Raw genomic sequence first — 16,021 nt, forward strand, 5'->3', positions numbered from 1 at the left:
CGGGCGGCGTCCCCCGCGGGGCACCTGTCGCGGGACGCCCGGGCGGCGTCCCCGGCGGGGCACCTGTCGCGGGAGGCCCGGACGGCCTACGGCGAGACCGGCGAGACCGGGGCGGGCAGCCCCGGCAGGCCGTCGATGCTCGTGGCGTTGCGGGTGGCGTGGTAGGTGCGCAGCTTGTCCGTGCCGCGGGTGTCGGCCCAGGCGTCGAGGATGCCGCGCTCCTCCACGAGGTCCATGCGGGGCACGGCGTAGCCGCAGGCGTCGGCGACGCGGGTGACGTCGACGGTGATCACGGCCCGGGTCTGCGGGCGCCGGCTCTCCCCCGCCTCCCCGAACGGGGCGAGCGCGGCGTCGAACCCGGGGTCGGAGGCGAACTCGACGCGCCCGGTGCCGTGCAGGCGCACGATCCGCGGCCCGCCGTCGAACGCGCAGAACATCACGCAGATCCGGCCGTTCTCCCGCAGGTGGGCGATGGTCTCGACGCCGCTGCCGGTGAGGTCGAGGTAGGCGAACGTCAGCCGGTCGACCACCCGGAAGGTGCCGATCGTGCCCTTGGGCGAGAGGTTGAGCAGCCCGTCGCCGTCGAGCGGGGCGGTGGCGACGAAGAACACCGGCTGGCGCGAGATCCAGGCCGTCATGCGCTCGTCGATGTCGTCGTAGATCTTCGCCATGCCGGTCACGGTCGCACCCGCGGGGCCCGCCCGTCCATCGTGCCGGCTGTGATCGGCGTCCCGAGGGGCCGGCCGATCGGGGGCTCAGGGCAGGGTGAGGATCTCCGCGCCGTCGGCCGTGACGAGGAGGGTGTGCTCGAACTGGGCGGTGCGCGAGCGGTCCTTGGTGACGACGGTCCAGCCGTCGGACCAGATGTCGTAGTCGATCGAGCCGAGGGTGATCATCGGCTCGATGGTGAACGTCATGCCCTCCTCGAGGACCGTGTCGACGTCGGGCTCGTCGTAGTGCAGCACCACGAGGCCGCTGTGGAAGCTGCGGCCGATGCCGTGGCCGGTGAAGTCGCGGACCACGCCGTAGCCGAAGCGCTTGGCGTAGGACTCGATGACGCGGCCGACGACGTTGAGCTCGCGGCCCGGGCGCACGGCCTTGATCGCGCGCATCATCGCCTCGCGGGTGCGCTCGACGAGCAGGCGGCTCTCCTCGTCGACGTCGCCGGCGAGGAAGGTCGCGTTGGTGTCGCCGTGGACGCCGCCGACGAAGCCGGTGACGTCGATGTTGACGATGTCGCCGTCCTGGATCACCGTCGTGTCCGGGATGCCGTGGCAGATCACCTCGTTGAGGCTGGTGCAGCAGGACTTCGGGAAGCCCTTGTAGCCCAGGGTCGACGGGTAGGCGTCGTGGTCGAGCAGGTACTCGTGCACGACGGCGTCGACCTCGTCGGTGGTGACGCCCGGCGCGACGACCGCCCCGCCCGCGGCGAGCGCCTGCGCGGCGATCCGGCCGGCGTGACGCATGAGCTCGATCGTCTCGGCGTCCTGCACCCACGGCTCGGTGCTGCGCGCCGGGGCCTTCTTGCCGACGTACTCCGGCCGCGGGATGTGCGCGGGGACGGGGCGGATCGGCGTGGGCGTACCGGGGGTCAGCAGCGTGCGGGCGGGCATGGGCCCAGTGTAGGTCGGCGCCGGGAGGGGCGTCTGCGGGCTCAGGGCACCCGGTGGGCGGCGCGCCGGGCCACGACCAGCGACAACGCGCGCCACCCGAGCAGCAGCACGGCCAGCGAGAGCGTGGTCACGATCGCGAAGCTCAGCGGGAGCCGGCCGGTGAACCCGGCCCGCAGCGCCAGCCCGACGACGACGGTGCCGGCCAGCACGACGGCCCCGGCCCGCAGGCCCGGCGGGTCGTCGCGCACGTACGGCGTGGCCCACGCGGCGGCCGCACCGACCGCGAACGGGGCGGCGGTGGCGGCGAGGCCCCAGAGGTCGCCCGCCTCGGCGTGGTTGAGGCGGCCGACGGCGGCGAACACGACCACCGCCACGAGGTCGGCGGCGAGGGCGAGCGCGGGGATCCGGCTGCGCGGCATGGGGCCAGGGTAGAACCCCGGCCCGGGCGACGGCGACCGGTCGCCGACTGCCCCCGACCCGGCCCCGGCCGGATCCGGAAGAGACGCAGCGACACGCTCGCAGCAGGAGCCCGACTCGCGCGCAACGAGACCCCGACTCGCGGGGCTCCGGGGAGCTCCCGCGAGTCGGGGTCTCGCTGCGACCGTGTCGCGGTTTCGCCGCGCCCCCGTCAGGGGGTGGCGCCCAGGAAGCGGGCCGCCGCCGCAACCGCGGGCCCCGAGGACCCGCCGTCCACCACCAGCACCGCGAACGCCACGTCCCCGCGGAAGCCGACGAACCAGCCGTGGGCGCGGCCGTCGTCGGTGAACTCCGCCGTGCCCGTCTTGCCGTACACCTCGCCCAGCCCGGCCAGCGCCGTCGCGGAGCCCTCGGTGACCACCGCCCGCATCATCGGGCGGACGACCTCGAGCACCGCCGGGTCCGGTGCGGTCGCGGACACCAGCGCCTGCGTGGGCGCGTCCTCGATCAGGCGCGGCACCACCGGCGCCCCGTGCGCGACGGTGGCCGCCACCAGCGCCATCCCGAACGGGCTGGCCAGCACCTGCCCCTGCCCGAACCCGTTCTCCGCGCGCTGCACCTCGGCCTGCGCCACCGGCACCGAGCCGGTGATGGTGGTGATCGCGGGGATCGCGAAGTCGGCGCCCAGGCCGAGGGTGAGCGCGGCCTCGGGCAGCGCGTCGGGCGCGAGCCCCGCCCCGATCTGCGCGAACGTCGTGTTGCAGGAGCGGGCGAACGCCGTGCGCAGCGGCACCGTGCCGAGGTCGAACTCGTCGATGTTGGGCACCGGGCGCCCGCCGATCGCCAGCGTGCCGGGGCAGGCGACCGGGGTGTCGAGCGCCAGCCCGTCCTCCGCGATCCCGGCCGCCGCCGTCACGATCTTGAAGGTGGAGCCGGGCGGGTAGCGGCCGGTGAGCGCCAGCGCCCCCTCGGCGTCGGCGGCGCCGTTCTGCGCGACGGCCAGGACCTCCCCCGTCGACGGTGCGATCGCCACCAGCACGGCCTGCTGCGTGATCGGTTCGACGGCGTCCTCGGCGGCGGTCTGCAGGGCCCGGTCCAGGCCGACCGCGACGGTGGAACCGGGGCGCGGCGGGGTCTCGGCCAGCGCGGTGATGTCGCCGCCGCTGCCGTCGACGACGCGCACCGACCAGCCCGCGACGCCGTCGAGCCGCGGCGCCACCTGCGTCCGGACCGCGGGCAGCACCTGGCGGGCGAACGCGGCGTCGGGGCCCAGCAGCCGCTGCGCGGTGACGAAGCGGACGCCGGGCAGCTCGTAGATCGCGTCGCGGACCGACCGGTAGTCGGTCTCGCGCAGCACGGCGACCGTGTACACCTGCCCGTCCGGCGTGCGGGCGGCGCCGTCGGTGATCGAGGCCGCGGTGATCGCCGGGTCGAGGGGGCCCAGCGCCGCGGCCAGCGCCCCGGTGACGGCGGGCAGGTCCCCGGCCGCGGTGCGGTCGAGCAGCACCGACACCACCGGCGTCGCCTCCAGCAGCGGCGCCCCGATCCGGTCGACGACGGGCGCCGGCGCCGGGGTCTCGGTGCGCAGCGCGAGCCGCTGCCCGGCTCCGAGCTGCGGGTGCACGACGGTCGGCGACCACCGCACCTCCCAGCCGGACTCGCGGTCGGCGTCGGGCGCGAGCTCCAGCTCGCCGAGGTAGCTCCACAGCCGCCCGCCGCCGAGGTCCCAGGTGAGGTCGACCGAGGCCGTCGCGCGGTCGGTGGCCGTGCGGACCTGCGCCGCCTCGGCCGTCAGCGCCTGCGGCGCCAGCGCGTCGCGGGTGGCGGTGAGCAGGGTGAGCGCGGCGTCGGGGTCGTCGGTCAGGGCCGCGGCCCCGGCGAGGTCGCCGGCGCTCCACGCGGCCACGAACCCCTCGACCGCCTCGTCCGGGCCGCCGCCGAACAGGCCGCAGCCCGCGGTCGCGCCGAGCACCCCCGCCGTGAGGAGCAGGGCGAGGACGCGGCGGGGCACGACCGCGAGTATGCCGACCGTCCGGGCACCACGAGAGGGTGACACGGCGCCCCCTACGATCGGGGTCCCGAGACGTCGGCTCACGCAGTCGACTCAGACGACGCGAAGGCATCCATGCTGATCCAACCGACGCCGCTCGACGGTGCCGCCCTGATCGACCTCAAGCGCCTGGAGGACGACCGCGGCTTCTTCGCCCGGGCCTTCTGCCGCCAGGAGTTCCTCGACGCGGGGCTCGACCCCGTCGTCGAGCAGACGAACATCTCGTTCAACCACAAGGCCGGCACGCTGCGCGGGATGCACTTCCAGTTCGACCCGCACCAGGAGACCAAGCTGGTCCGCTGCCTGCGCGGGGCGATCTGGGACGTGATCGTGGACCTGCGTCCCGACTCCCCCACCTTCATGCAGCACTTCGGGGCCGAGCTCACCGAGGACAACATGACCTCGCTGCTCGTGCCGAAGGACTTCGGGCACGGCTACATCGCGCTCACCGACGGCGCCACCGTGCACTACCAGGTGAGCACCGCCTACCAGCCCGGCGCCGAGGGCGGCCTGCGCTGGGACGACCCGGAGCTCGCGCTCCCGTGGCCGATCCAGCCCACCGTCATCTCGCCGAAGGACGCGGCGTGGCCGCTGCTGTCCGAGAAGCCCTGGGGCTCCCGATGATCATCACCGACACCGCGCTGCAGCGGCGCGAGGCCGAGGGCCGCCCGATCCGCGTCGGCATGGTCGGCGCCGGGTTCATGGGCCGCGGCCTGGCCAACCACATCGTCAACACCGTGCCGGGCATGCTGCTCGTCGCCGTGGCGAACAAGACCCTCGCCAACGCCGAGCGCGCCTACACCGAGGCCGGCGCCACGCCCACCCGCGTGAGCACCGCCGCCGAGATCGACGCCGCGATCACCGCGGGCACCCCCTGCGTGCTCGAGGACGCCTTCGAGCTCCTGGCGGCCGAGCAGATCGACTGCATCGTCGACGTCACGGGCGCGGTCGAGTTCGGCGCGCGCGTCACCGTCGCCGCGATCGAGCGCGGGCTGCCCGTCGTCACCATGAACGCCGAGCTCGACGGCACCGTCGGCCCCCTGCTCGCGCACCGCGCGCGCGAGGCCGGCGTCATCCTCACCGGCGTCGACGGCGACCAGCCCGGCGTGCAGGGCAACCTGATCCGGTTCGTGAAGAGCCTGGGCGTGACGCCGCTGGTGTCGGGCAACATCAAGGGCCTGCAGGACGAGTACCGCAACCCCACGACGCAGAAGGGGTTCGCCGAGAAGTGGGGCCAGGACCCCTACATGGTCACCAGCTTCGCCGACGGCACCAAGGTGTCGTTCGAGGAGGCCATCGTGGCCAACGCGCACGGGTTCACGGTGCCCAAGCGCGGGATGTTCGGCCGCGACCACCACGGGCACGTCGACGAGCTCACCGGAATGTACGACGTCGACCAGCTGCGCGAGCTCGGCGGCATCGTCGACTACGTCGTGGGGGCCCAGCCCGGGCCCGGCATCTACGTCCTGGGCACGCACGACGACCCGAAGCAGCGCCACTACCTCGAGCTCTACAAGCTCGGGAAGGGCCCGCTGTACTCGTTCTACACGCCCTACCACCTCTGCCACTTCGAGGTGCCGAACACGATCGCGCGCGCGGTCGACTTCGCCGACGCCGCGCTCACCCCGCCCGGCGGGCCGCGCGTCGACGTCGTCGCGGGCGTGAAGCGCGACCTCAAGGCGGGCGACACGCTCGACGGGCTGGGCGGCTACGACACCTACGGCCTCGCCGAGTCGACGCCGGTCACCCGCGCCGAGGGCCTGCTGCCGATGGGCGTGGCCGAGGGCTGCGTGCTGCAGCGCGACGTGAAGAAGGACGACGTGCTCACCTACGCCGACGTCACGCTGCCCCCGGGCCGCCTGGTCGACGAGCTGCGCGCCGAGCAGGAGAAGCTCTTCCCGAGCACCTGAGCACGCGCTCGCGCACGGCACCGGACGCCGCGGCCACCCCGTACTCGAGGGGGCCGCGGCGTCCGGCGTTCCGCAGCACCCCGCCGACGACCAGCGCCACCGCCGCCTGCAGCACCCACACGGCCGTGCCGAACGGGGCGAGCAGGCCACCGACGACGATGTGCGCGGTGTAGAGCGTCAGCGGCACCGCCCCCGGACCGGCCGGCACCGCCGCGACCGCGCGCGGGAGCAGCAGGCACAGCCCGAGCACGAGCAGCGCGGTGCCCGTGGTGTGGGCGAGGTCGAACGGCGTGCCGCTGTGGCGGGCCGCGGTGAGCAGCCACGCCCAGTCGTCGGACGGGGTGATCCCGGCGCGCTGGCGGCCCGCATCCGGACCCGGTCCCCCGCCGAGCAGCGCCGACGCGCCGAGGGCGAGCACCGCCAGCGCGGCACCGCCGACGACGAGCCGCCGCGCGGTGCGGGCGGACGCCAGGTCGAGGCGCCCGACGCCGAGCCCCACCAGCAGGTAGGTCGTCCAGGTGAGCACCGGGTAGTAGCCGGTGAGGCCGAGGGTCACCAGCAGCTCGCCCGGCGCCATCGTGAACGACGGCTGCGGGCCGGGGCCGTCGGGCGTCCCGGCGCGCAGCACGTGGCTGAGCAAGGGCGAGGCGACGCACCACAGTGCGGCCGCCGCGAGCAGCACCGGCGCCGGCACGCGCAGCAGCGGCACCGCGACGAGGAACAGCAGCCCGTACTGGGCGAGGATGACGGCCGGCGGGGCGTCGAGCAGCGTCTCCAGCCCGAGGCCCAGCGCGCCGACGAGCAGCGCCCGCACCACGAGGCTCGATCCCGCCGCCGCGTGCTCCCGCCCGGTGCGCACCCGCCGCGACCCCAGCGCGATCCCGACGCCCGCGAGCACCGCGAACAGCGCCGCCGAGCGCCCGGCCACCAGGTCGCCGACGACCGTCGCCCGGCCGTCCGGGCCGGTGGTGGCGTGCAGGTGCGCGGCGGCCATGCCGAGCAGCGCCAGCCCCCGGGCCGCGTCGACGCCGGCGAGCCGCACGCGCGGGTGCGCGGGACCGGGTGCTCCGGGTCCTGCGGCCGCACCGGCTCGCGCCGGGCGAGCTCCGCCCGGGCCGGCCACGGCGGCAGGCTAACAGGCACCTCCCGGCCGGCCCGGCCGCGCGGGGTGACGTGCTCTTGACCTGAAGTCCGGTTCACCTCCCACCCTGGGTCCCATGCGCCTCCGCACCACCGCCGCCGGACGACCCGCCCCCCGCCGATCCCCCACCCGCGGACTGGAACCGCCCGTCCGGCGGGTGGCCGCGGTGCTGGGGCTGGGCGGGTTCATGGTCGTCGTCGACACGACGGTCACGGTCGTCGCGATGGCCGCGCTGACGCGCGAGCTGGACGCCTCCGTGTCGGCCGTCCAGTGGGTGACGACCTCGTACACGCTCGCGCTCGTCGCGGTCATCCCGGCGGCCGCCTGGGCGACGGCCCGCTTCGGTGCGCGGGCGACCTACCTCGGAGCGGTCACGGTCTTCACGCTCGGCTCCGTGCTCGCCGCCGCGTCCGGGTCGGTCGGCTGGCTGATCGCGGCGCGGGTGCTGCAGGGCCTCGGCGGCGGGCTGATCAACCCGGTCGGCATGGCGATCGCGCTGCGCGCCGCCCCGCCCGGGCAGCGCGGCCGGATGATGAGCCTGTTCGGGATCCCGGTGCTGATCGGCCCGCTGGTCGGCCCCGTGCTGGGCGGCTGGCTGATCGACACCCTGTCCTGGCGGTGGATCTTCCTGATCAACGTGCCGATCGGCCTGGGCCTGATCGCCTGCCGACGCTGGCTCCTGACCGACGCGCGCGTCCCCGGCACCCGCCTCGACCTCGTCGGGCTCGTCCTGCTCGCGCCCGGGGCCGCGGCGCTCGCCTACGGGTTCACCGCGATCGGCGACGCCGGACGCGTCACGACGGCCGGGGCCGTGCCCGTGGTCGCCGGGGCGCTCGCCGTGGCCGCGTTCGTCCGGCGCGCACTGCGCCACCCGGCGCCCCTGCTGCGGCTGCGGCTGCTCCGCGACCGCGCGCTCGCCGCCGGTCTCGCCACGATCGCGCCGTTCACCGCCGCCTACTTCGGCGGGATGCTGGTCGTGCCGCTGTACTGGCAGGTGGTGCGCGGGGAGTCGGCGATGTTCGCCGGGCTCGTCGGCATCCCGCAGGTGCTCGCCACGGGCCTCACGATGCAGGTCGCCACCCGGCTCGTCGACCGCGTGCCCCCGCGCCTTGTCTCCACGACCGGCATCACCGTCACCCTCGCCGGGCAGCTGCTCCTGATCAGCAGGCTGACGGCCGGCGCGCCCGTCGTCGAGCTGATGGCGGCCGGGGCCGTCATGGGTGTCGGGGTCGGGGCGGCGCTCATGCCGACGATCACCGGCGCCACCCGCGGCCTGCCCCACGACGACATCCCCAGCGGCTCGACGATCCTCGCGATCTCCCAGCAGACGTCGGTGTCGCTCGGCTTCGCCGCGGTGTCGGCGCTGCTCACCGCGCTCGTCGGCGGGGCGGGCGTCGCGGGCGCCTACGCGCTGGCGCCGGCCGCCCGCGCCGCGGCGGCCCCCGCCATCGCGCACGCGATGCAGCTGACGCTGCTGCTGCCGGTGGGGCTCGTCGCGCTGTCGCTGGTGGTGGCCCTCACGACGCTGCGGACGGACCCGGTGCCGGTGCCGGTGCGAGCGCCCTAGAACAGGATCGTGGAGAAGCTCGCCACCTGCGTGAAGCCGACGCGCGCGTAGGAGGCGCGGGCCACGTGGTTGAAGCCGTTGACGTACAGGCTCGACACGCGGTTCATCGCGGCCAGGCGCTCCACGACGGCGGCGGTGCCGGCCGTGCCCAGGCCACGCCCGCGGCAGGCGGGGTGCACCCACACGCCCTGGATCTGCCCGACCCGCGAGGACAGGGCGCCGACCTCGGCCTTGAACACGACCTGGTCGCCCTCGAACCGGGCGAACGCGCGGCCCGCGGCGACGAGCTCCGCGACGCGGGCGCGGTAGCCGGCGCCGCCGTCGCCGCCGCGCGGGTCGACGCCGACCTCCTCGGTGAACATCGCGATCGCGGCGGGGAGGTAGCGGTCGAGCTCGTCGGGGCGCACGGCGCGCACGGCCGGGTCGGCCGCCACCGACGGCAGGCCGGCCAGCACCATCAGCGGCTGGTCGGCCCGGACCTCGCGGGCGGGCGCCCAGTGCGGGGCGAGCTCCTCCCACAGCGGCAGGACCAGCTCGGCGCGGCCGACGATCGAGGAGCAGGAGCGGCCGTGGCGGCGCGCGCGGTCGGCGAAGCTGCGCAGCGCCGGGCGCTCGCCGCGCAGCGGCACGAGGTTGGCGCCGGAGAAGCAGAGACCGTCCAGGCGCGACCCGGAGGCCCACACCTCGCCGCCGAGGCGCCAGGGGTCGAGACCGGCCACCTCGACGCGCGCGGCGACCATGCAGGAGGCCACCGGATCCGCGTCGAGCGCGGCGCGGACGACCGGGCGGTCCCGGTCGTCGAGAAGCCGGGCACCGGCGACTCTGAGCACCTGCCTACGGTGCCATACCGGCGCGCCGATGCCCACGGCGGATCAGCGTGCGGTCAGCCGACCGAGACCTGGGGCTCGCCCGCCGCGTCCATCGCCTCGGCCAGCTTCATGGCCTCCTCGATGAGCGTCTCGACGATCGCGTGCTCCGGGACGGTCTTGATGACCTCGCCCTTGACGAAGATCTGGCCCTTGCCGTTGCCCGACGCGACGCCGAGATCGGCCTCGCGGGCCTCCCCCGGACCGTTGACGACGCAGCCCATGACGGCGACGCGCAGCGGCACCTCCATGCCCGTGAGCCCGGCGGTGACCTCGTCGGCCAGCTTGTAGACGTCGACCTGCGCGCGCCCGCACGACGGGCACGACACGATCTCGAGCTTGCGGGGCCGCAGGTTGAGCGACTGCAGGATCTGCGTGCCGACCTTGACCTCCTCGACGGGCGGGGCCGAGAGCGAGACGCGGATCGTGTCGCCGATGCCCTGGCGCAGCAGCGCCCCGAACGCCACGGCCGACTTGATCGTGCCCTGGAACGCCGGCCCGGCCTCGGTGACGCCGAGGTGCAGCGGGTAGTCGCACTGCTCGGCGAGGATCTCGTAGGCGCGGATCATCACGACGGGGTCGTTGTGCTTGACCGAGATCTTGATGTCGTGGAAGTCGTGCTCGGCGAACAGGGACGCCTCCCACATCGCCGACTCGGCCAGCGCCTCGGGCGTGGCCTTGCCGTACTTCTCCAGCAGGCGCTTGTCGAGCGAGCCCGCGTTGACGCCGATCCGGATCGGGGTGCCGCGGTCGCGGGCGGCGCGCGCGATCTCCTTGACCTGGTCGTCGAACTTGCGGATGTTGCCCGGGTTGACGCGCACCGCGGCGCAGCCGGCGTCGATCGCGGCGAACACGTACTTGGGCTGGAAGTGGATGTCGGCGATCACCGGGATCTGGCTCTTGGCCGCGATCGCGGGCAGCGCGTCGGCGTCGTCCTGGCTCGGGCAGGCGACGCGCACGATGTCGCAGCCCGCCGCGGTGAGCTCGGCGATCTGCTGCAGCGTGGCGTTGACGTCGGAGGTCAGGGTGGTGGTCATCGACTGCACCGAGATCGGGTGGTCCGACCCCACGCCGACGGTCCCGACCTGCAGCTGACGGGTCTTCCGCCGGTCGTGGAGGGTCGGTGCGGGAGGAACGGGCATACCCAGGGAGACGCTCACGACCTCGAGTATCCCCCGTACTGCCGGCCGCCGCCGCTCACCGTGTCGGGAAGCACCACCCCTTTGCTCTGCACACCGATACGCACCGGGTCCGGTGCGTATCGGTGTCCAGAGCAAAGCCCGCGTCAGGTCCGGCCCTGGCGCTCCTGCGCGCTCTGCAGCGTGGAGGAGTGCGGCAGCCACGTCGCCAGCTCCACCGGCCAGCCGTCGGCCTCCAGCACCGCGACGACGGCCGGGTCGTCGTCGATCACCGACACGATGTCGCGGGTGGCCGAGAGCCGCCGCAGCACCTCGCGCTTCATCCACCGCGCGGGGCGGTGGTCGTCGTCGCTGCGCATGACCAGCGGGCCCGTGGGCAGGTCGTGGCGGGCCAGCCAGCGCTCGGTGAGGCGGCGGGTGCGCTCGGGGCGCCCGGTCAGGTACAGCACGTCGTGGTCGGCCAGGGCGGCGTGCAGCCGGTCTGCGCCCTCGACGAGCAGCGGGTCGCGGTCGGCCGCCTGGAAGAACCGCTCCCAGCGCTGCGGCCGGGCGCGCAGGTGGTGCAGCCGGTGCGTCACGTCCGCCAGCACCCCGTCGACGTCGAACACCGCCAGCGGACGCGTGTCGGCTTCGGGGGCCAGGCTCACTGGAACAGCCGCACGGGGTTGATCACGTCGGCGACCAGCAGCAGCCCGCTCCACACGATGAACACCATGGCCACGACGTAGGCCACCGGCATCAGCTTCGCCACGTCGACCGGCCCGGGGTCGGGCCGCCCGCGCAGCCGCCAGATGCGCTTCTTCACGGCCTCCCAGATCGCCGGGAAGATCTGCCCGCCGTCGAGCGGCGGGATGGGCAGCAGGTTGAACAGGAACAGCGAGATGTTGACGGCCGCGAGCAGGCTGAGCAGCAGCGACGCCTCGGCGACGAACGGGATCTCCTGCTCCAGCACCTCCCCGCCGATGCGCGAGACGCCGACGATGCCGATCGGCCCGTTGACGTCGCGCTCCTCGCCGAGGAACACCGACCCGAACAGCCCCGGCACGCGCGAGGGCAGCTCGGCGATGGCCTGCCCGGTGCGCCCGACGACGTCGCCGATCTCGACGAACACCGCGCCGAGGCTCTGCCGCTCGTAGTCCTGCAGCAGCCCGATGCCGAGGAAGTTGCCCTCGACGAACTGCGTCGGGTCGTCGACGGAGGCCACCAGGTTGCGGATCGGGGTCGGGGTGAGGTCGAGGCGCTGCCCGTCGCGCAGGACCGTGACGACGACCGGCCCGGTGCTCCGCTGGATCGCCGCCCGCAGCTCCTCGCCGTCGAACCGCGAGAACTCCTGCCCGTCGAGCGCGAGGATCTCGTCGCCCGGGCGGAAGCCCGCCACGGCGGCCGGGGTGGGCGGTGCGCCGACGGGGCAGCTCGTCGTGGCCGCGTCGGCGGGCAGCACGCACTCGCTGACGGCGCTCACCGTGGTGGTGCCGGTGTTCATGCCGATGCCCATGAGCAGCACCGCGAACAGCAGCACCGCGAGGATCAGGTTCATGATCGGGCCGGCGGCCATGACCACGATCCGCTTCCACGGCTTGCGCAGGTAGAACTGGCGGTCGGCGTCCTCGGGGCGCACGTCCATCGCCGACTGCCGGCGCACGTCGTCGATCAGGCCCTGGAACGGGCCGGTGCGCCGGCTGCTGCCCAGCAGCTCGCCGCGGGCGGGCGGGATCATGCCGATCATGCGGACGTAGCCGCCGAGCGGGATCGCCTTGAGGCCGTACTCGGTCTCGCCGCGCTTCGTCGACCAGATCGTCTTGCCGAAGCCGACCATGAACTCCGGCACCTTGATGCCGAACCAGCGCGCGGTGACGAAGTGGCCCAGCTCGTGCCAGGCCACCGAGAACAGGATCCCGACGAAGAAGATCAGGATGCCGAGCACGAACATCATCCGGGCACTCCCGTCGCCTCGCGGGCGTGCGCCCGCGCCCAGTCCTCCGCCGCCAGCACGTCGTCCACGCTAGCGGGGTCGCCGGTCCAGTCCCCCGCTGCGTCGAGGACGCGGTCGAGCAGGTCGGTGATGCCGGTGAACGACAGGGCCCCGGCGACGAACGCGGCCACGGCCTCCTCGTTGGCCGCGTTGAGCACGGCGGGCAGGCAGCCCCCGGCCTCCCCCGCGCGCCGGGCGAGCCGCACCCCGGTGAACGCGTCCTCGTCGAGCGGCTCGAACGTCCAGGTCTGCGGCGCCGCCCAGGTGCACGGCACCGCCGCGCCCTCGAGGCGCTCGGGCCAGCCCAGTGCCAGCGCGATCGGCAGCGTCATGTCCGGCGGGCTGGCCTGAGCCAGCGTGGAGCCGTCGACGAAGGTGACCATCGAGTGCACGATCGACTGCGGGTGCACCACGACGTCGATCCGGTCGTAGGGCACGTCGAACAGCAGGTGCGCCTCGATGACCTCGAGCCCCTTGTTGACCAGGGTCGCCGAGTTGATCGTGATGACCGGACCCATCGCCCAGGTCGGGTGGGCCAGCGCCTCGGCGACGGTGACGCCGTCGAGGTCGGCGCGGGTGCGCCCGCGGAACGGGCCGCCGGACGCCGTGAGCACCAGCCGCGCCACCTCGTCGGACCGGCCGCCCCGCAGGCACTGGGCCAGTGCGGAGTGCTCGGAGTCGACCGGGACGATCTGCCCCGGCGCGGCCGCCCCGGTGACCAGCGCGCCGCCGGACACCAGCGACTCCTTGTTCGCGAGGGCGAGCACGGCACCCGAGCGCAGCGCGGCCAGCGTCGGGCCGAGGCCGACCGACCCGGTGATGGCGTTGAGGACGATGTCGGCGCCCGCGCCCGCGGTGAGCTCGGTGGCCGCGGCGGGGCCCGACAGCACCTCGACCCCGCGCAGCCCGGCCGAGGGCAGGGCGCGGCGCAGCACGTCGGCGGCGGCGCGGTCGGCCACGGCGACCTTCCGGACGCCGTGGCGGCGGACCTGCTGCAGCAGCACCGTGACGTCGCCGCCGCCCGCGGCGAGGCCGGCGACGGTGAAGCGGTCGGGGTGGGCGTCGAGCAGGTCGAGCGCCTGCGTGCCCACGGAGCCGGTGGAGCCCAGCACGAGCACGGATCGGGTGTTCATCACCGACCATCATCCTCGCGGCCGTCCTGTGCCACCATGTGACCCGCACGCGAGATCAGGAGGACACCCGTGGCGAACGATTCCCGAGAGCTGGTCCAGCGCACGGACGGCATCGACCCCCAGGACGAGCCGTCGGTCGAGTGGGGCTGGCACGGCGGGTTCCCGCGCGGGTCGATCATCGCCGGCTGGACCGTCGTCGTGATCATGTTCATCATGCTGATCGGCAACCACACCGGGCGCACCGAGGACCTCTGGCTGATCGGCGTCGGCATCCTGCTGGCCGCCGCGCTGGTCCTGCAGTCGCTGCGCAAGCGCCACGCCTGGCGACGCTGAGCGCCGCGTCGTGGCCGGGCCGGCGATCGAGCTCGAGGTCGGCGACCGCACCGTCCGGCTGAGCAACCCCGACCGCGTCTACTTCCCCGCCCGCGGCGAGACCAAGCTCGACCTCGCCCGGTACTACCTCGCCGTCTCCGACGGCATCGTGCGCGCCCTGCGCGACCGGCCCTGCATGCTGCACCGCTTCCCCACCGGCGTCACGGGCGAGAAGGTGCACCAGAAACGGCTGCCGCGGGGCGCGCCCGACTGGGTCGAGACCGTGCGCGTGCACTTCCCGCGCTGGAACCGCACCGCCGACGAGCTGTGCGTGCAGCACCCGGCCGACGTCGTGTGGGCGGTGCAGATGTCCACCGTCGAGTTCCACCCGTGGAACTCCCGGCGCGACCACGTCGAGCAGCCCGACGAGTGGCGCATCGACCTCGACCCCATGCCCGACGCCTCCTACGACGACGTGCGGCGCGTGGCGCACGTCGTCCACGAGGTGCTCGACGAGCTCGGCGCGACGGGCTTCCCCAAGACCTCCGGCGGCTCCGGGATGCACGTCTACGTGCGGGTCCCGCCCGAGCACGGCTTCGCCGACGTCCGCCGCTCCGCGCACGCCTTCGCCCGCGAGGTGGGCCGCCGCTGCGAGCTGGTCGACCTCACCTGGTGGCGCAAGGACCGCGACCCGGCGTCGGTGTTCGTCGACTACAACCAGAACGCCCGCGACCACACGATCCGCAGCGCCTACTCGGTGCGCGGCGTGCCCGAGGCCGTGGTGTCGACGCCGATCCGCTGGGACGAGATCGACGACGCCGATCCCCGCGACTTCACCATCGCCACGGTCCCCGCCCGGTTCGCCGAGCTGGGCGACCTGCACGCCGGCATCGACGACGCCGTGTTCTCCCTGGCCCCGCTGCTGGAGTGGGCCGACCGCGACGCGCACGAGGGCGTCGAGGAACCCCCCGAACCCCCGGACCTCGACTAGCGCCCCCGGACCTCGACTAGCGGGCGAGCAGGGCGTCGAGCACCGCCCGGGCCCGCGCCGGGTCCAGCCCGCCGCCGGACACGCGCAGCAGCAGCCCGTCGACGCCGGCGGTGAAGGCCGTGGCCGCGGGCCCGTCCGGTGCGCCGACCAGCCGCCGCGCCAGCGCGTCGAGCGAGCCCCACCAGCGGTCGAGCTCCCCGCGCAGCGCCGGGCGCCGGGCGGCGAGCAGGCACAGCTCGTACTCCGCGAGCGCGTGCTCCGCGCTCCCCGCGACGAGCGCGGCGAGGCCGTCGAGCGCGCCCTCCCGGTCGGCCGGCAGGGCGTCGACCGCGGCGACCCAGCGGTCGTTGACGTCGAGCAGCGCGGCCACCAGCAGGTCGTCGACGGTCGGGAAGTAGTAGAGGACGGCCGTCGGCGGCACGCCGGCCTCGGCGGCGACGGCCCGCTGCGTCACCGCCGACACCCCCTCCCGGCCGACGACCCGCAACGCGGCGTCGAGCAGGGCGCGGCGCCGGGCCTCCCCCTTGCGCCGCCGCCCGTCGGACCCGCCCGCCTCAGGCGGCATGCGCCGCGCCGCCGAGCTCCAGGGCGAGGACCCCGCAGATCACCAGCCCGATGCCGCCGACCTGGATCCAGGTCAGCGACTCGCCGAGGAACGCGACGCCGATGAGCGCGATCAGGGCGACGCCGACGGCGGCCCACACGCCGTACGCCACCCCGATCGCCATCCCCCGCGCGAGCGCCTGGGACAGCGCGTAGAACGCCGTGCCGTACCCCAGCGCCACGACGACCGACGGCACCAGCCGCGTGAAGCCCTCGGAGAAGCGCAGGGCCACGGTGCCCGTCACCTCGGCGAGGATCGCGCCGATCAGCCAGAACCACATGCCGCACCCCCGAGGAGAAACCAGAG

At 74.7% G+C, this 16,021-nt stretch carries 17 protein-coding genes; 5 read left to right on the forward strand and 12 right to left on the reverse strand.

Features of this window, described 5'->3' with window-relative positions:
* Positions 1-86 precede the first annotated feature (86 nt).
* The 4 genes from HOP40_RS33920 to HOP40_RS33935 all read right to left on the reverse strand — a co-directional run bounded on the left by HOP40_RS33920 (position 87) and on the right by HOP40_RS33935 (position 4,041).
* Positions 87-671 carry a pyridoxamine 5'-phosphate oxidase family protein gene (locus HOP40_RS33920; protein WP_172167317.1) on the reverse strand — a complete coding sequence of 195 codons (585 nt, stop codon included), beginning with the start codon at positions 669-671 and terminating at the stop codon, positions 87-89.
* 84 nt (positions 672-755) lie between these two features.
* The gene (gene map, locus HOP40_RS33925; protein WP_172167318.1) at positions 756-1,613 is read right to left on the reverse strand and encodes a type I methionyl aminopeptidase; all 858 of its coding nucleotides are present in this window, start codon (positions 1,611-1,613) and stop codon (positions 756-758) included.
* A 41-nt stretch (positions 1,614-1,654) separates the two neighbouring features.
* Positions 1,655-2,032: a DUF3054 domain-containing protein gene (locus tag HOP40_RS33930; protein WP_172167319.1), complete on the reverse strand. Its 378-nt coding sequence runs from the start codon at positions 2,030-2,032 to the stop codon at positions 1,655-1,657.
* A gap of 209 nt (positions 2,033-2,241) precedes the next feature.
* Positions 2,242-4,041, reverse strand: coding sequence for a penicillin-binding transpeptidase domain-containing protein (locus HOP40_RS33935; RefSeq protein ID WP_172167320.1), 1,800 nt, complete (start codon positions 4,039-4,041; stop codon positions 2,242-2,244).
* Between the two features lie 114 nt (positions 4,042-4,155).
* Here HOP40_RS33935 and rfbC point away from each other — a divergent pair, with 114 nt between their 5' ends.
* Positions 4,156-4,704, forward strand: coding sequence for a dTDP-4-dehydrorhamnose 3,5-epimerase (gene rfbC / locus HOP40_RS33940; RefSeq protein WP_172167321.1), 549 nt, complete (start codon positions 4,156-4,158; stop codon positions 4,702-4,704).
* Positions 4,665-5,990, forward strand: coding sequence for an NAD(P)H-dependent oxidoreductase (locus HOP40_RS33945; protein WP_240157420.1), 1,326 nt, complete (start codon positions 4,665-4,667; stop codon positions 5,988-5,990). The genes rfbC and HOP40_RS33945 overlap by 40 nt, the downstream gene beginning before the upstream one ends.
* On the opposite strand, the gene HOP40_RS33950 is transcribed toward HOP40_RS33945, so the two are convergent.
* Positions 5,920-7,032 (reverse strand): heparan-alpha-glucosaminide N-acetyltransferase domain-containing protein, encoded by a 1,113-nt coding sequence (locus tag HOP40_RS33950; RefSeq protein ID WP_172167322.1) that lies wholly within the window; start codon positions 7,030-7,032, stop codon positions 5,920-5,922. The two genes, HOP40_RS33945 and HOP40_RS33950, sit on opposite strands and share 71 nt — an antisense overlap.
* Positions 7,033-7,207: 175 nt before the next feature.
* Here HOP40_RS33950 and HOP40_RS33955 point away from each other — a divergent pair, with 175 nt between their 5' ends.
* Positions 7,208-8,698, forward strand: a complete 1,491-nt coding sequence (locus HOP40_RS33955; protein ID WP_172167323.1) for a DHA2 family efflux MFS transporter permease subunit — start codon at positions 7,208-7,210, stop codon at positions 8,696-8,698.
* Here the strand turns inward: HOP40_RS33955 and HOP40_RS33960 are convergent.
* The 5 genes from HOP40_RS33960 to dxr all read right to left on the reverse strand — a co-directional run bounded on the left by HOP40_RS33960 (position 8,695) and on the right by dxr (position 13,808).
* The gene (locus tag HOP40_RS33960; RefSeq protein ID WP_172167324.1) at positions 8,695-9,528 is read right to left on the reverse strand and encodes a GNAT family N-acetyltransferase; all 834 of its coding nucleotides are present in this window, start codon (positions 9,526-9,528) and stop codon (positions 8,695-8,697) included. The genes HOP40_RS33955 and HOP40_RS33960 overlap by 4 nt on opposite strands.
* 53 nt (positions 9,529-9,581) lie before the next feature.
* On the reverse strand, positions 9,582-10,724 hold the full coding sequence (ispG, locus tag HOP40_RS33965) for a flavodoxin-dependent (E)-4-hydroxy-3-methylbut-2-enyl-diphosphate synthase (protein WP_172167325.1): 1,143 nt from the start codon (positions 10,722-10,724) through the stop codon (positions 9,582-9,584).
* Between the two features lie 125 nt (positions 10,725-10,849).
* Positions 10,850-11,350, reverse strand: a complete 501-nt coding sequence (locus HOP40_RS33970; RefSeq protein WP_240157421.1) for a phosphatase domain-containing protein — start codon at positions 11,348-11,350, stop codon at positions 10,850-10,852.
* On the reverse strand, positions 11,347-12,636 hold the full coding sequence (locus HOP40_RS33975) for a M50 family metallopeptidase (RefSeq protein WP_172167326.1): 1,290 nt from the start codon (positions 12,634-12,636) through the stop codon (positions 11,347-11,349). Before HOP40_RS33975 ends, HOP40_RS33970 begins: the two co-directional genes overlap by 4 nt.
* Entirely contained in the window at positions 12,633-13,808 is a 1,176-nt protein-coding gene (dxr, locus tag HOP40_RS33980; protein WP_172167327.1) for a 1-deoxy-D-xylulose-5-phosphate reductoisomerase, read from the reverse strand. Before dxr ends, HOP40_RS33975 begins: the two co-directional genes overlap by 4 nt.
* Before the next feature lie 69 nt (positions 13,809-13,877).
* Here dxr and HOP40_RS33985 point away from each other — a divergent pair, with 69 nt between their 5' ends.
* Both HOP40_RS33985 and HOP40_RS33990 read left to right on the forward strand, forming a co-directional pair.
* Positions 13,878-14,141 carry a DUF2631 domain-containing protein gene (locus HOP40_RS33985; RefSeq protein WP_172167329.1) on the forward strand — a complete coding sequence of 88 codons (264 nt, stop codon included), beginning with the start codon at positions 13,878-13,880 and terminating at the stop codon, positions 14,139-14,141.
* A 10-nt stretch (positions 14,142-14,151) separates the two neighbouring features.
* Complete coding sequence (locus tag HOP40_RS33990) at positions 14,152-15,111, forward strand: DNA polymerase domain-containing protein (RefSeq protein ID WP_172167332.1); 960 nt, start codon at positions 14,152-14,154, stop codon at positions 15,109-15,111.
* Positions 15,112-15,127: 16 nt separating this feature from the next.
* On the opposite strand, the gene HOP40_RS33995 is transcribed toward HOP40_RS33990, so the two are convergent.
* Complete coding sequence (locus HOP40_RS33995) at positions 15,128-15,676, reverse strand: TetR/AcrR family transcriptional regulator (RefSeq protein WP_172167334.1); 549 nt, start codon at positions 15,674-15,676, stop codon at positions 15,128-15,130.
* A complete protein-coding gene (locus HOP40_RS34000; protein WP_172167336.1) occupies positions 15,666-15,995 on the reverse strand; it encodes a DMT family transporter in 330 nt (109 codons plus the stop codon). Before HOP40_RS34000 ends, HOP40_RS33995 begins: the two co-directional genes overlap by 11 nt.
* Between the last annotated feature and the right edge of the window lie 26 nt (positions 15,996-16,021).

Source organism: Pseudonocardia broussonetiae, from assembly GCF_013155125.1.
GTDB lineage: Bacteria > Actinomycetota > Actinomycetes > Mycobacteriales > Pseudonocardiaceae > Pseudonocardia > Pseudonocardia broussonetiae.

Excerpts from the sequence above, each read along its gene's own strand:
- HOP40_RS33920 (WP_172167317.1), bottom strand. The coding sequence starts at position 671 with ATGGCGAAGATCTACGACGACATCGACGAGCGCATGACGGCCTGGATC.
- map (WP_172167318.1), bottom strand. The coding sequence starts at position 1,613 with ATGCCCGCCCGCACGCTGCTGACCCCCGGTACGCCCACGCCGATCCGC.
- HOP40_RS33930 (WP_172167319.1), bottom strand. The coding sequence starts at position 2,032 with ATGCCGCGCAGCCGGATCCCCGCGCTCGCCCTCGCCGCCGACCTCGTG.
- rfbC (WP_172167321.1), top strand. The coding sequence starts at position 4,156 with ATGCTGATCCAACCGACGCCGCTCGACGGTGCCGCCCTGATCGACCTC.
- HOP40_RS33955 (WP_172167323.1), top strand. The coding sequence starts at position 7,208 with ATGCGCCTCCGCACCACCGCCGCCGGACGACCCGCCCCCCGCCGATCC.
- HOP40_RS33975 (WP_172167326.1), bottom strand. The coding sequence starts at position 12,636 with ATGATGTTCGTGCTCGGCATCCTGATCTTCTTCGTCGGGATCCTGTTC.
- dxr (WP_172167327.1), bottom strand. The coding sequence starts at position 13,808 with ATGAACACCCGATCCGTGCTCGTGCTGGGCTCCACCGGCTCCGTGGGC.
- HOP40_RS33995 (WP_172167334.1), bottom strand. The coding sequence starts at position 15,676 with ATGCCGCCTGAGGCGGGCGGGTCCGACGGGCGGCGGCGCAAGGGGGAG.
- HOP40_RS34000 (WP_172167336.1), bottom strand. The coding sequence starts at position 15,995 with ATGTGGTTCTGGCTGATCGGCGCGATCCTCGCCGAGGTGACGGGCACC.